Origin of the sequence: Synechococcus sp. RS9902 (genome assembly GCF_014279635.1) — a bacterium.
In the GTDB taxonomy this organism is placed as follows: domain Bacteria; phylum Cyanobacteriota; class Cyanobacteriia; order PCC-6307; family Cyanobiaceae; genus Parasynechococcus.
In genome coordinates, this window is sequence record NZ_CP047949.1 from 180469 (window position 1) to 193488 (window position 13020).

At 63.4% G+C, this 13020-nt stretch carries 14 protein-coding genes; 8 read left to right on the plus strand and 6 right to left on the minus strand.

Annotation, left to right across the window (positions count from 1 at the left end):
• Position 1 precedes the first annotated feature (1 nt).
• The 3 genes from psbE to SynRS9902_RS00925 all read right to left on the minus strand — a co-directional run bounded on the left by psbE (position 2) and on the right by SynRS9902_RS00925 (position 1731).
• Positions 2 to 250: a cytochrome b559 subunit alpha gene (gene psbE, locus SynRS9902_RS00915; protein ID WP_006850675.1), complete on the minus strand. Its 249-nt coding sequence runs from the start codon at positions 248 to 250 to the stop codon at positions 2 to 4.
• 71 nt (positions 251 to 321) lie between these two features.
• Entirely contained in the window at positions 322 to 1323 is a 1002-nt protein-coding gene (locus SynRS9902_RS00920) for a photosynthesis system II assembly factor Ycf48 (protein WP_186509641.1), read from the minus strand.
• A 9-nt stretch (positions 1324 to 1332) separates the two neighbouring features.
• Positions 1333 to 1731, minus strand: a complete 399-nt coding sequence (locus SynRS9902_RS00925; RefSeq protein WP_186509642.1) for a rubredoxin — start codon at positions 1729 to 1731, stop codon at positions 1333 to 1335.
• Between the two features lie 83 nt (positions 1732 to 1814).
• Between SynRS9902_RS00925 and SynRS9902_RS00930 the strand changes: the two genes are divergently transcribed.
• The 3 genes from SynRS9902_RS00930 to SynRS9902_RS00940 are packed head-to-tail and all read left to right on the plus strand — an operon-like array spanning position 1815 to position 3483.
• On the plus strand, positions 1815 to 2177 hold the full coding sequence (locus tag SynRS9902_RS00930) for an NAD(P)H-quinone oxidoreductase subunit 3 (protein ID WP_038551549.1): 363 nt from the start codon (positions 1815 to 1817) through the stop codon (positions 2175 to 2177).
• Positions 2178 to 2179: 2 nt separating this feature from the next.
• On the plus strand, positions 2180 to 2920 hold the full coding sequence (locus SynRS9902_RS00935; protein WP_115131570.1) for an NADH dehydrogenase subunit K: 741 nt from the start codon (positions 2180 to 2182) through the stop codon (positions 2918 to 2920).
• The gene (locus SynRS9902_RS00940) at positions 2917 to 3483 is read left to right on the plus strand and encodes an NAD(P)H-quinone oxidoreductase subunit J (protein WP_186509643.1); all 567 of its coding nucleotides are present in this window, start codon (positions 2917 to 2919) and stop codon (positions 3481 to 3483) included. The genes SynRS9902_RS00935 and SynRS9902_RS00940 overlap by 4 nt, the downstream gene beginning before the upstream one ends.
• On the opposite strand, the gene yvcK is transcribed toward SynRS9902_RS00940, so the two are convergent.
• A complete protein-coding gene (yvcK, locus tag SynRS9902_RS00945; protein WP_186509644.1) occupies positions 3477 to 4832 on the minus strand; it encodes a gluconeogenesis factor YvcK family protein in 1356 nt (451 codons plus the stop codon). The two genes, SynRS9902_RS00940 and yvcK, sit on opposite strands and share 7 nt — an antisense overlap.
• A 149-nt stretch (positions 4833 to 4981) precedes the next feature.
• Between yvcK and SynRS9902_RS00950 the strand changes: the two genes are divergently transcribed.
• Both SynRS9902_RS00950 and SynRS9902_RS00955 read left to right on the plus strand, forming a co-directional pair.
• The gene (locus tag SynRS9902_RS00950) at positions 4982 to 5740 is read left to right on the plus strand and encodes an ABC transporter ATP-binding protein (RefSeq protein WP_186510471.1); all 759 of its coding nucleotides are present in this window, start codon (positions 4982 to 4984) and stop codon (positions 5738 to 5740) included.
• A 5-nt stretch (positions 5741 to 5745) separates the two neighbouring features.
• Positions 5746 to 6606 carry an MlaD family protein gene (locus tag SynRS9902_RS00955; protein WP_186509645.1) on the plus strand — a complete coding sequence of 287 codons (861 nt, stop codon included), beginning with the start codon at positions 5746 to 5748 and terminating at the stop codon, positions 6604 to 6606.
• Between the two features lie 50 nt (positions 6607 to 6656).
• Here SynRS9902_RS00955 and SynRS9902_RS00960 read toward each other — a convergent pair whose 3' ends face one another.
• A complete protein-coding gene (locus SynRS9902_RS00960) occupies positions 6657 to 8765 on the minus strand; it encodes a magnesium chelatase subunit D family protein (RefSeq protein ID WP_186509646.1) in 2109 nt (702 codons plus the stop codon).
• Between the two features lie 38 nt (positions 8766 to 8803).
• On the opposite strand from SynRS9902_RS00960, the gene folK reads away from it, so the two are divergent.
• Complete coding sequence (gene folK / locus SynRS9902_RS00965) at positions 8804 to 9289, plus strand: 2-amino-4-hydroxy-6-hydroxymethyldihydropteridine diphosphokinase (RefSeq protein WP_186509647.1); 486 nt, start codon at positions 8804 to 8806, stop codon at positions 9287 to 9289.
• Here folK and SynRS9902_RS00970 read toward each other — a convergent pair.
• Positions 9231 to 10961 (minus strand): ATP-binding cassette domain-containing protein, encoded by a 1731-nt coding sequence (locus SynRS9902_RS00970; protein ID WP_255446160.1) that lies wholly within the window; start codon positions 10959 to 10961, stop codon positions 9231 to 9233. The genes folK and SynRS9902_RS00970 overlap by 59 nt on opposite strands.
• A gap of 61 nt (positions 10962 to 11022) precedes the next feature.
• On the opposite strand from SynRS9902_RS00970, the gene SynRS9902_RS00975 reads away from it, so the two are divergent.
• Together SynRS9902_RS00975 and SynRS9902_RS00980 are read left to right on the plus strand one after the other, a co-directional pair.
• Complete coding sequence (locus SynRS9902_RS00975; RefSeq protein WP_186509649.1) at positions 11023 to 11583, plus strand: NUDIX hydrolase; 561 nt, start codon at positions 11023 to 11025, stop codon at positions 11581 to 11583.
• Positions 11583 to 13019, plus strand: coding sequence for an FAD-binding domain-containing protein (locus SynRS9902_RS00980; RefSeq protein ID WP_186509650.1), 1437 nt, complete (start codon positions 11583 to 11585; stop codon positions 13017 to 13019). The genes SynRS9902_RS00975 and SynRS9902_RS00980 overlap by 1 nt, the downstream gene beginning before the upstream one ends.
• Position 13020: the final 1 nt, after the last annotated feature.

Below are 13020 nucleotides of genomic sequence, written 5' to 3' on the forward strand. Positions count from 1 at the left end.
CTTATTTCAGACGGATGTCGAGTTCAGACTTGCCCTCGTAGCGCTGGCTCACCACGGGAGCTTTGCTTTCCGAAGCCTGGAAATAGGCGTCAGGACGGGGTGTCCCGAAGGCGTCGTAGGCCAGGCCGGTGGACACAAACAGGAACCCTGCAAGGAAGATGGAAGGGAGTGTCACGGCGTGGATCACCCAATAGCGGATGCTCGTGATGATTTCGAAGAACGGGCGTTCTCCTGTTGAGCCGGCGGCCATGGCGTTGGGCGTGTCAGGACGATGATCTTAGGAGGTGGCTCAGGTGAGCTGAGGCTGAGGCGTTGCCGCAGTTACACAGCGTTGCCCACCCAGCGCAGCAGGTTGCCCCGCTCACCCAGCACAAAGGCGTGCTCCCCGTCGAACACCATGCGGGTGAAGTTGCTGGGCTGACGGTCCCCGACGGGGTCGTTTTCCCAGCTATCGCCGCCGTCGCGACTCACCAGCAGGGTGCCGTTGCCACCGCCGGCCCAGATGGCGCCGTCGTCATCCCAGGCCAGATCCATGTAACCGTAGCCATTGGTGATGGGGATGATGGCTTTGCTCCAGCTGTCGAAGTTGCCTAGCTCATCGTTGAGGCGGATCTGTGCGCCGCGGGCCACCATCCAGAGGTTGCCGTCGGGCTGGAAGCCGATGCTCTGCAGCCGCTGGCTGCTCACCCGCTGGTGCACCTGCCAGACGGAATCACCCGGCTCCCAAGTGGCGTAGAAGTTGCCGAGGCCACTCACGCTCACGTAGCTGCCGTCCCTGCTGCGACGCAGATCACGGACGGCACCGGCGGCATCGGTCACCTTGGCTTCCCAGCTGTTGCCGTCATTGTGGGTCTCGTAGACCGCACCCACGTTGGTGGCCAACTCTGCGGAATGGCTGCCCAGGGCGGTGATCAGGTAGGGCTCGCCGGGCAGTTTGGTGTCGAGGAATAGGCGGGTCCAGTTCTGGCCGCCGTCGTCGCTGTGCATCAGCAGCCCGGGCTGTCCGGCGATCCAGCCTTCATCGCCATCGAAATCGATGCTGATCAGGCGGAAGTTTTCTTCGTCGGGCAGATCCAGGCTGCGCTCATTCCAATGGGCACCCCCATCGTTGGTTTCCCGGATCATCCGGTTGCTGCCCACCAGGTAGCCGTGGCGGCTGTCTGTGAAGGCCACATCCAGCGGGTTGGCCTGGGTGTCGAGATCCTCGGCCTGCCAGGGGCTCGTGCTGGCCGTTGGCACGTGGGTGGTGACGCAGCCGCTGAGGCTGACCCCCAGCACAAGCACCAGCAGCAGCTGGCACAAAGAGTTCAACAGACGTTTCATGGCTGGGCCTCAGCGTAGGGAATAAAGGGACAGGAAAAAGGCGAAGCCGAGGGCGAGGCTGCCGAAGATCAGAACATTCTTCTGCCCCGGCGTCATCCGGTTCACCCCAAGGCCGAAGTCGAGGTTCTCGTCGAAACCGCTGGCCTTGGCACGCGGACCAATGTCGCGGAAGGCGGCCACTTTGCTGCGGCAGACGGGGCAGCGGAAAGCCAGCGCATCGAGATCCTCGAAGGCCGTGCCGGGGTCAATCCCAACCTTCTTGACCCCTTCGTCGGGGTCATATACGTAGCCGCAGCTCCGGCATTCGAAACGGTGGGTCCGTGGGTCGCTCTCCGGAACGGGTTCAACCGCTGGTTCCACTGCTTCGGTGGTTTCGACCGGCTGGACGGACTGTTGTTCGTCGCTCACCGCTGTGTTGCTGGGCTAAACGACTCTATCGACGACAACTCCAGGCGGTGAATGCCAGACTGGCCCGGTCTACGGGGACCTCCATGTTTGCCCTGCCCGGCTACGACGCCTTTCTGGGGTTTCTGCTGATTGCGGCTGCAGTGCCTGCCCTGGCGCTGATCACCAACAAATTGGTGGCGCCGAAAAGCCGTGCGGGTGAGCGCCAGCTCACCTATGAATCCGGCATGGAGCCCATTGGCGGGGCTTGGATTCAATTCAATATCCGCTACTACATGTTTGCGCTGGTCTTCGTCATCTTCGATGTCGAGACCGTGTTCCTTTATCCCTGGGCTGTGGCGTTCAACCGTCTCGGCTTGCTGGCCTTCATTGAGGCCCTGATCTTCATCGCCATCCTGCTGGTGGCCTTGGCCTACGCCTGGCGCAAAGGCGCCCTTGAGTGGAGCTAGTCATGTCTGAGAACACATCCCCCTCCATTGCTGCTGTTCGCGATCTGCGCGAAGCCAGTTGCGGCCCGATTGGTGCCCCAACGGTCACCAACGATCTCAGCGAGAACGTCATCCTCACCAGCCTGGATGACCTTCACAACTGGGCCCGTTTGAGCAGCCTCTGGCCTCTTCTCTACGGAACGGCCTGCTGCTTCATTGAATTTGCAGCGCTTCTCGGGTCTCGCTTCGATTTCGACCGCTTCGGTCTGGTTCCCCGCAGTTCCCCGCGTCAGGCCGATCTTCTAATTGTGGCCGGCACGGTGACCATGAAAATGGCGCCTGCCCTGGTGCGGCTCTACGAACAAATGCCGGAGCCGAAATACGTGATCGCCATGGGTGCATGCACCATCACAGGCGGCATGTTCAGCGCTGATTCAACCACTGCAGTGCGCGGCGTCGACAAGTTGATTCCGGTGGATCTCTATCTGCCGGGCTGTCCGCCCCGCCCTGAAGCGATTTTTGATGCCGTGATCAAACTCCGCAAAAAAGTTGGGGATGAGTCGCTGGCAGAGCGCCGCAAGCATCAGCAGACCCATCGCTACATGACGGTCTCCCATCAGATGAAGCGCGTTGAACCTGTCGTGACAGGTTCTTACCTTCGGGCTGAATCTCAGAAAGCCGCCCTGGCTGCAGCGCCGGCCGGTCAGACTTTGGCCACCGATGCCGCCGTGCTCACCCCTGCTGCTGAACCTGTCGAGTCATGAGCGAAACCCCTTCCAAGAAGACAGCCGCTTCGGATGACGCGGGTGCGGTTGTTGCTCCCGAGCCTGGTCCGGTGAGCCAATGGCTGAGCAAGCAAGGCTTTGATCACAACAGCCTCGACCCTGATCATCTCGGCGTTGAGCAAATCGGCGTTGACGCTGCCGTTCTTCCGATGATCGCTGCGGCGCTCAAAAGCAACGGTTTCGACTACCTCCAGTGCCAAGGCGGCTACGACGAAGGCCCCGGTGAGCAACTGGTTTGCTTCTATCACCTGTTGGCGATGGCTGAACAGGTGGAGGCCATGGCGGCCGATCCCTCAGCCAAGCTGCGGGAAGTGAGGATCAAGGTCTTCCTCGATCGTGAAGGCACCCCCTCGCTGCCGTCGATCTATGGACTGTTCCGTGGCGCCGATTGGCAGGAGCGTGAAACCTTCGATATGTACGGCATCCAATTTGAGGGGCACCCTCATCCCAAACGGTTGTTGATGCCAGAGGACTGGAAAGGATGGCCATTGCGCAAGGACTACGTTCAGCCTGATTTCTATGAAATGCAGGACGCCTATTGATCGCGTTCTCGTCGGTGGGTTCGGTAAAAGCGCATCACCGCAAGAGCAAGGCTTCTCGAATCATGGCGCAATGTTGCTGTTGGCCTCACCCCCTGCAGTGGTGCCTGAGTGACGTCGTAGCCGTCTGAGCGGAGCCCTTCCGCATCGCAACGCACGGGATCAGCGCCGCGGCTTTGGTAATACCGCACTAGGTCTGAATCGGGCAGATCGTCCTGGGCCAGGACGGCATTGAACAGTCTGGGCTCAATGCCAAGAGTGGCGAGCTGTGCCTCGATGGCCCGGATGTGACCGCGCACATCGAGGCCGTCGGTCTCGCCGGGTTGCGTCATCAGGTTGCAGATGTAAAGCCTGGGAGCCTTGCTGCGTTTGATGGCGCCCACCAGTTCTGGCACCAGCAGATTGGGGAGCAGGGATGTGTAAAGGCTGCCCGGTCCGAGCACGATCAGGTCGGCATTGGCGATCGCTTCGAGGGCCCGTGGCAGGGCCGGCGGTCGTTCAGGACTGCAGCCCAACCGAACAATGGGGCTGGGGGCGTGGCCGATGTTGCTTTCGCCTTCGATCCGTTGGCCGTTTTCAAGTTCGGCCCAGAGCTGCACATCCACGTTGGTGGCGGGCACCACCTGACCTTGCACGGCCAGCACACGACTTGATGCGGTGATGGCTGTTTCCAGATTGCCCGTGATCGCTGAGAGGGCAGAGAGAAACAGATTGCCGAAGCTGTGCCCCTCCAAACCGCTCCCGGCGGCAAAGCGGTATTGGAACAGGCGTGTGAGCAGTGGCTCTTCGGTGGACAGGGCGGCCAGGCAGTTGCGGATGTCGCCCGGGGGAAGCACCCCCAGTTCCCGGCGGAGCACCCCGCTGCTGCCGCCGTCGTCAGCGACGGTGACGATGGCGGTGATGTGGCTGCTGTAACGCTTCAGACCGCTCAGCAAGGTTGATAAGCCTGTCCCTCCGCCGATGGCCACGATGTTGGGCCCCCTGTTCAAGCGGCTTTTGGCCCGCAGGGCATCCACCAGCACGGTGTCTTTGTCGGGAACGAGAGCCTGTTGAATCGAACCGAAGCTGCGGCTTTGCCCCCAGAGCAAAAGACCGCTGCCGATGAGCACCACCAGCGGGCCGGTGATCTCCCGGGGCAACACGGTGGTGAGGCTGCTCAGCAGCCAGCTCAGGGTTTCCAGAATCCAGTAAATCGGTTTCAGGTCGGCCCAGACGGCGGCCCCCAGCAGCGCCATCAACAGGCCCAGGCCGGAGGTGAGCAGCCAGCGTTTGACGACGAGGCCAGGTTGCAACCAGCGCACGGCCCGTTGGGATCGGGTCATCAGGTCCCGTCGCCGCTGATCGCGCATCATCCGGGCTTGGCGTCTGCTTGTCGGGGGCTTCAGCGCCAAGGAACGGCTTGATTCGCAAGTTCACCGAACTGTACGGAGCTTGTGGAAAGGCGGCAGGATGTCTGTGTTTTTCGGCTCAGCCCTTGCCGCAGCTTCAATCCGTTGTGGAGATGCGGGACCTCACGATGCAGTGGGGACCTCGGCCTGTTCTTGATCGGGTCAACCTGACCCTGCGTGCCGGCGAGCGCTTGGCGGTGGTGGGTCCATCGGGGGCTGGCAAGTCAACGGTGTTGCGCCTGCTGGCTGGTTTGCAGTTGCCCACCAGTGGTGAGCTGCGTCTGTTCAACAAACCGCAGACCTACCTGCGGTTGGATCAGACCGATCCGCCGGACGTTCGATTGGTGTTCCAGAACCCCGCTTTGTTGGCATCGCTCACGGTGGAGGAGAACGTCGGCTTCCTGTTGCGGGAACGGGCGCAGCTGTCGCGGCAAGAGATTCGCGATCGTGTGCATGCCTCCCTGGAGGCGGTGGGGCTCTACGACGTGGCCCACCTCTATGCGGGTGAATTGAGTGGTGGCATGCAGAAGCGGGTGAGCTTCGCACGTGCCCTGATTGATGATCCCCAGCGGGGGGATCAGTCGATGCCCTTGCTGTTGTACGACGAGCCCACCGCAGGGCTCGACCCCGTGGCTTGCACGCGGATCGAGGATTTGATTGTGAAAACCACCACCGTGGCCCAGGGATGTTCGGTGGTGGTGAGCCACGTGCGCAGCACGATTGAGCGCTCTGCACAACGGGTGGTGATGCTTTACGACGGTGAGTTCCGCTGGGAAGGCTCGGTTGATGCGTTCCGCAGCACAGACAACCCCTATGTCGTCCAGTTCAGGACGGGTAGCCTGCGCGGACCGATGCAACCGGCGGAGCACTGACCACCATGCGACGCAGCGTTCGAGATGCCATCGTCGGATTCACGCTGATTGGCGGCATCATCGGATTTGCTTCAACGGCCCTTTGGCTCAGGGGGGTTCGATTGGTGTCCAGCCACTGGTCCCTCACCGCCCGTTTCAACGATGCGGCGGGCCTAGCGGAGCGTTCACCCGTTACCTATCGCGGCATCTTGGTGGGTTCGGTGCGATCCATTGTGGTGACGCCTGAGGCTGTGGTGGCGGAGCTTGAGATCAATAACCCAGATCTGCGTCTGCCTCTGCCTGTGACGGCAACGGTGGGATCGAGTTCCCTGTTGGGGGGGAGTGCCCAGGTGGCCCTGGTCAGTGGTGGTAGACCCCTGGCGAAGGATGCACCTCTTCCCCGTGGGGCCGATTGCCCGCCAACGCGTCAGCTCTGCAACGGTGGAACCGTGGTTGGACGAGAAGCCCCTAGCCTCTCCACCGTGACCGCAACAATGCAGGAGCTGCTGACACAGGTTCAGGACGAACGGGTGATTCCAAATGTGGCGGCCTCGCTTGAGCAGATTGAGGCCACCACGAAGGAATTCGAGGCGCTGACGTTGCAGCTGCAGGATGAACTGGCCAAGGCCGCTCCTGCGATTCGAAATCTCGAGACGGCAACGGCTCACGTGAACAACATCGCCGCCTCGCTCGACAATCCTGAGACACTGAATGAGCTCAAGCAGACGGCCTCTAATGCAGCTCAGCTCACCGCCAAGATCGATGCTGTGGGTGGCGATGTGGCTCAACTCACAAGTGATCCTGAGTTCATGAAGGGTGTGCGCAATCTCACCATCGGCTTGGGTGAATTGTTTGGAGAAATCTATCCAGCGCAAACCGCCCGATAGGCACGATATTGGCTCGAAATCAACACAATTTCGAGCCAATATCGTGTTGCTTAGATGTTGCTGATGGCGTCCATGGCAACCGCTGCAATCGCCTGGTCGCTGGCCTTGGGCAGCTGAACGTATTTGCCGCCTGCGGCTTCTGCGAGGTCTTTGCCCATGCCACTGCCGATGAACTTGCGTTCGGTGTCGATCACCAGCAGCTTGATCCCGAGCATCCGGTAGCGGGCGGCTACATCCAGCACCTCCTGCTTGAGATCGGGTTTTTCCTTGCCCTCCAGCTCCGGTTGGCCTAATGAGGTGCTCAAGGGGACGTTGCCGCGACCGTCGGTGATGGCCACCACCACCACCTGGCCGAGATCCCCGGTAGCCAGAGCATTGGCGCCGACGCGGGCCGCCTGGGTGAGCCCATGGGCCAGGGGCGAACCGCCGCCACAGGGCATCGATTCCAGCCGGCGCCGGGCCGCCGTGATCGAGCGGGTTGGAGGCAGCAGCACTTCGGCCTGATCCCCGCGGAAGGGGATCAGAGCAACTTCATCGCGGTTTTCGTAGGCCTCGGTGAGCAGGCGGATCACGGCGCCTTTAGCGCTCTGCATTCGGTTCAGGGCCATCGAGCCGCTGGCATCCACGAGGAACACCACCAGGGCACCGGCCTTGCGCTGCAGCAACTTGGCCCGCAGATCGCCCTCTTCCACGATTACGGAGCGGCCCGGTTCCCGCTCACGGCGAATCTTCTGGTACGGCGCCGCTGCCCGCAGGGTGGCATCCACGGCGATCCGGCGCACCGGCCCTCGGGGCAGCATCGGTTTCACATAGCGACCACGGCTGTCGCTCAGCACCACGGAGCGGCTGCCGCTGTTGCCGCTTTTCGCCTTGGCAGCATTGAACAGCAGCAGATCAGGGTCCACTTCGATCGCTTCCGGGTCGAGCATGAACTCCTCGGGCACTGCCGGAGGGGCATGGTCCTCCTCGCCGTCACCCTCGTCATCGTCGGTGTTGTCGTCTTCGCTGTTGTCCTCCGGTGGATCGTTGTCCTCTTCGCCGGATTCCTCCGGTGGTGGGGGCGGGTTGTCCTGCTGCTGATCGCCCTGGTCCTGGGGCGGCGGCGGTGGCTCCTGGTCCTGTGGTGGCGGTGGTTCCATCTGCTGGTCCGGGGGGGGCATCTGGGATGCCCGCGGCGCGATCACCAAGGCGACGGCCACCTGGAGGTCATCGGCTTCCACCTGATCCCGGCCGCTGAGGGCGGCATGGGCCTTGGCCACCCGCACCGCGTAGAGCTCGGATCGGTGCCCTTCGACGCCTCCGCGGATGGCCTCAGTCACCAGGTACTCGATCTGTTCGCCGCTGATCTGAACATCCGGCAACCATTGGCGGGCCAGCAGCAGCTGGGTGGCCAGAGCATCGGTTTCTTCGCTCCATTTCTCAGCAAAGCTGCGGCTGCAATGGCCATGGCTGATCACAGCGTTGGTGATCTCCACCCGCTGCTCGGTGCTCACGAGCTGGTTGGCGGAGAGCGCGATGGCGAATCGGTCCAGCAGGTGATCGCGGACGTTGCCCTCCTCAGGGTTGTACGTGGCGATTAGCAGCGGCCTGCAGGGGTGGCTGAGGCTGAGACCTTCCCGTTCGACTCGGTTTTCGCCGCTGCCCACCGCCGCCAGCATCAGGTTGACGATGCCGTCGTCAAGAAGATTGAGCTCATCGACGTAGAGCACGCCGCGATGGGCATCCGCCAGCAGTCCCGGCTGAAAGACTGCACTGCCGCTGGAGAGTGAAGCGGCCACGTCCACAGCTCCCACCAAACGGTCTTCGGTGATGCCAAGGGGGATCTGCACGAAGGGGGCGGGAATGACCGTGGACGGTGCTTCGCCTGTGATCCGCTCACGGGTGGTGTCGTCCCATTCCTCTGGGTTCTGGGGATCGAGGTTGCGGCCTACACCCCCCTCTGAATCGAGGATGTCGATCGGGGGCAGCAGGGCATGCAGCCCCCGAGCCAAAACTGATTTGCCGGTGCCGCGTCCCCCCGCGATCACCACACCGCCCAACCCAGGATCCACAGCCGCCAGCAGGAGAGCCAGCTTCAACGTGCCATGGCCAGTGATCGCTGCCAGCGGAAAGGCACGGGTGGCCTGGTCGTCCTTCACCGCTACTCCGGTTGCCACCATGGACGCGTTCAGCCCGTTCGTGCGCGCCAGTCTCGCTGATGCCCTCCATCGATGACGCTTCTGTTGCGGTGGCGCTGGGGGCGAACCAGCCCAGTGCGGCGGGATCGCCGCGCGAGACGTTGGTGGCGGTGCGGCCTTTGTTGGAGGACCTGCTCAAGTCCTGGTCCGCTCAGGAGCTGGTTTTCCGCTGGTCATCCCTGCACGACACCGCCCCCGTTGGTGGTCCCCCGGACCAGCCCTGGTACTGCAATGCCGTGATGCTGGTGGAGGGGCTGCAGGCCCCGCCAAGCGTGGCCGCCGCCCTGGAACTGTTGGATGCCCTACAGGGTTTGGAACAGCAGTTCGGCCGCAACCGATCGCAGGAGCAGCGCTGGGGGCCACGCAGCCTCGATCTGGATCTGCTGTTCTGGGGTGAGCTGCGGCTGGACCACCCGCGCCTGCAGCTGCCGCATCCACGCCTTCATCTCAGGCGCTTCGTGCTGGGGCCGTTGCTTGAGGTGATGCAGGGCTTGGCTCCAACGTGATCACCTGATCTGCCTGGGCCAGGAGCTCCGGGTCGTGACTGCTAATCAGCATCAGCCGTTGCTCGGCGCGTTCGCGAATCACCGAACGAACCTGCTCAGCGGCCTTGGCATCCAGGAAAACCGTCGGTTCATCGAGCACCTCGAGTGGCTTGTTGCGCAGCCAGGCCCGCAGCAGCCCCAGCCGATGAATCTCTCCGCCGGAGAAGGGTTCTTGCGCCAGGGCGAGCGGTGCATCCAGCCCACCCTGGCGCTGAAGCAGGTGGGCCAGGCCCAGCCGCTGTAGCCAGGTCTCGATGTCGTCCTCGTGGCGATTCGCCCCCAGCAGCAGGTTGTCGCGCAGGCTCGCTTCAAACAGCACCGCGTTCTGAGGGGCATAGGCAATCAGCTGATGCATCTGCCGCGCCCCGGCGAGCCCGCTCAGTCGCCAGAAGTCGTCGGCGCAGTTCAGCTGCCAATGGCTGTCTTCTTCGCGGAGCAACCCGCAGATCCGATCGAGCAGGGTGGTCTTGCCAGCTCCGGAGGGTCCGGTGATCGCGACCAGCCCGTTGGCGCGCAGGCAGAGGGAATCCAGGCTTTTTGTTCCGTCATCACGACGGCTCCACTGCAACTGATGCCAGCGTTGACGGCTGAGCCTCGACAGCGTGTCGTCAGTGATGGTGAGGTCGCTGGCTTCGCCTTGGCGGGGGATCAGCTGGTCGCGCCGTTGGCGCAGGGCCTCGTAGCCAGGCAGGTTGCCCAGGCAGAGCCGGCGGGCCTGCACCACCGTGCTCAGCGAAGCGCTGGCGCGGTAGGCCAGCACCAGGGTGGTGGTGAGCGCTTCGGCGGTGAGGGACTCCCCCTGAAGCAGCATCCACAGACCGGCGACGGCCACCACCAGGGTGTCGCGCCAGGCGTTGAAGCTGGCCCGGCGGCGCACCCGTTCCCGCAGCAGCCAGCGCCCTTCCGCTGTTTCCCTGGCGAAGCGCTGCAGCAGCCAGGCCTCCGCCGTTGCTGCGCGCAGGGCCTTGAGGCCATGCAGCCCATCGCCGACGGTGCGTTGCAATGCGGCATTGAGGCGGCTCTGGATCCGCCCCAGTCCCCAACTGCCGGAGCGCTGCAGCAACGCCGCTGCAGTGGTGGCCAACAGGGCCAGCAAAAGCGGCCAGGCGGTGGCCTGGCCCACCAGCAGCACGCTGGCGAGGTAGATCGCCATCGCCAGAAGCGACTGCCCCATGCGCACCGCCTGATCCAGGCTCAGTGCCGTGCGGTTGATGTCGGCCATCAGCAGGGCAAGCAGCTCACCGCGTCCCAGCCGGTCCAGTTGGGCCGATGAAGCCTCGAACACTTCATGCAGCAGCTGTTGCCGAAGTCGATCGGTGAAGCCGGAGCGCAGCCGTTCCCTGTTGATGTCGACCTGGGCCTGGATCAGACCCCGCAGCAGGATCAGGCTGACCAGCAGCCCGAGGCTGGCGGCAATAGGAAGGCCGCCGATCAGGGGTGCGGCGTCCGTGCTGGAGCCTGATCCCAGCAGCAGCGTTACCGCCAGGCCGAGGCCGGCGATATCGAGCAAGCTGTTGATGGTGCTCAGGCCATTCAGCAGAGCCAGATGGCGCCATCCCGCCTCGAGGGCCAGGGCCTTGAGCAGCTGGACCTGGCGCCGACGGGGCAGTGGTTGCGGGCCTGTTTCGGTCAAGGCAGACGACACGGGGGCTGGGTTTACCCGCCATGCTGGGCCCTAGCAATGCCCCTGAGCCATGGCGCCCCTGCCGTCGCCGGAACCGTTCGAGCTGCTGGACACCGTTGAAGTGGTGGATGCTCGCAAGCTCCGTTTCGAGCGCAACAGGATCAAGTTGCCGATGGGTGTCGAGGCCACCTTTGGGATGATCCGTCACCCAGGCGCCTCTCTGGCGGTGCCGATCACTAACGATGGCCAGGTGGTGTTGCTGCGTCAGTACCGCTTTGCGGTTCAGGCCCGCCTGCTCGAATTCCCTGCCGGCACGCTTGAAGATGGCGAAGATCCACTGGAATCAATGCAGCGGGAGCTGGGGGAGGAAGCCGGCTACAGCGCTGTGCAGTGGGATGTGCTGGGGCCGATGCTCCCCTGCCCTGGTTATTCCGATGAAGTGATCCATTGCTTCCTGGCCCGGGAGCTCACGCCCTTGGAGAACCCGCCAGCCGGCGATGACGACGAAGATCTGGAGGTGGTGCTGATGAGCCCAGCTCAGCTGGATGCAGCGTTGGCCTCGGGCGATGAATGGCTCGATGGCAAAAGCGTGACCGCCTGGTTCCGTGCCAAGCAGCTTCTCGGCCTCTGATGACCAGCTCTCGCGTTCTGTTCTGGCACCGTCGCGACCTGCGCCTGGCGGACAACCTTGGTTTGGTGGTTGCTACGGACATCAGTCCGGCGGTGACAGGGGTGTACGTGCTCGACCCGCAGCTGATCAACCCGCCGGATCATCTGCCGCCGATGGCGCCGGCCCGGCTGTGGTTTTTGATCGAGAGCCTGGTGGAACTGCAGCAGCGCTGGCGGGAGGCGGGCAGTCGCCTGCTGGTGGTCGAGGGCGACCCCGTGGCGTTGTTGCCGCAGCTGGCGCAGCAGATCGGTGCCGAAGCTGTGGTGTGGAATCGCGATGTGGAGCCTTATGCCCGTGAGCGGGACCGCCAGGTGGCCAAAAAACTGCAGGCCGATGGCCGCAAGGTGGTGGTGGATTGGGATCAGCTGCTGATCGCTCCGGAGCTGCTCAAGACCGGTGGTGGTGACCCATATCGCGTGTATGGCCCGTTTCTGCGCAACTGGCGCGGCCAGGTGCTGGCCAAGCAACCCAGCACCGTTGCGGCCCCCACTGGGCTGGTGGATCTCGATCCTGCTCAGCTGCCGGCCGTTGAGTCCCTGGAGGCTCTGCGGGAGAGCCATGGTTTCAAGGGCGCTGAGATCTGCCCCTGTCGCCCTGGAGAAGCGGCGGCGCAGGCTCAACTCAACAGCTTCTGTGATGGGCCGCTGCTCGGCTATGAGCCGGACCGCAATTTCCCCGGTACCGCAGGCACCTCCTACCTCAGTGCTGCCCTGAGCGTCGGCACCCTCAGCCCGCGCCAGGCCTGGTGTGCCGCCCAGGACTCCCGTGAGCAAGCCCGCAGCGAGGAGCACTTGCAGGCCATTGCAGTGTGGGAGCAGGAGCTGGGCTGGCGCGAGTTTTACCAGCAGGCCCTGTTTCATTTCCCGGAACTGGCCGATGGCCCCTACCGCGAGCAGTGGCGCCGCTTCCCCTGGGAGAACAATGAGGACTGGTTCGACTTTTGGAAGGAGGGGCAGACCGGCATGCCGATCATCGATGCCGCCATGCGCCAGCTCAACCAGACCGGCTGGATGCACAACCGCTGCCGCATGATCGTGGCCTCTTATCTGGTCAAAGACCTGATCTGCGACTGGCGCTGGGGCGAGCGCGCCTTCATGGAACTTGAGGTGGACGGTGACCTGGCCGCCAACAACGGTGGCTGGCAGTGGAGCGCCAGCAGTGGCATGGACCCCAAGCCCCTGCGCATCTTCAACCCCGCCACCCAGGCCTCCAAATTCGATTCAGCCGGCGACTACATCCGCCAGTGGGTGCCGGAGCTCCGCCATGTGAACACTAAGGATCTGCTCAGCGGTGAGATCGGAGCACTGGAACGGCGCGACTATCCTGAACCGCTGGTGGATCACAAGAAGCAGCAGGCAAAGTTCAAGGTGTTGTACGCCACCATCCGGTCGTCCTAGG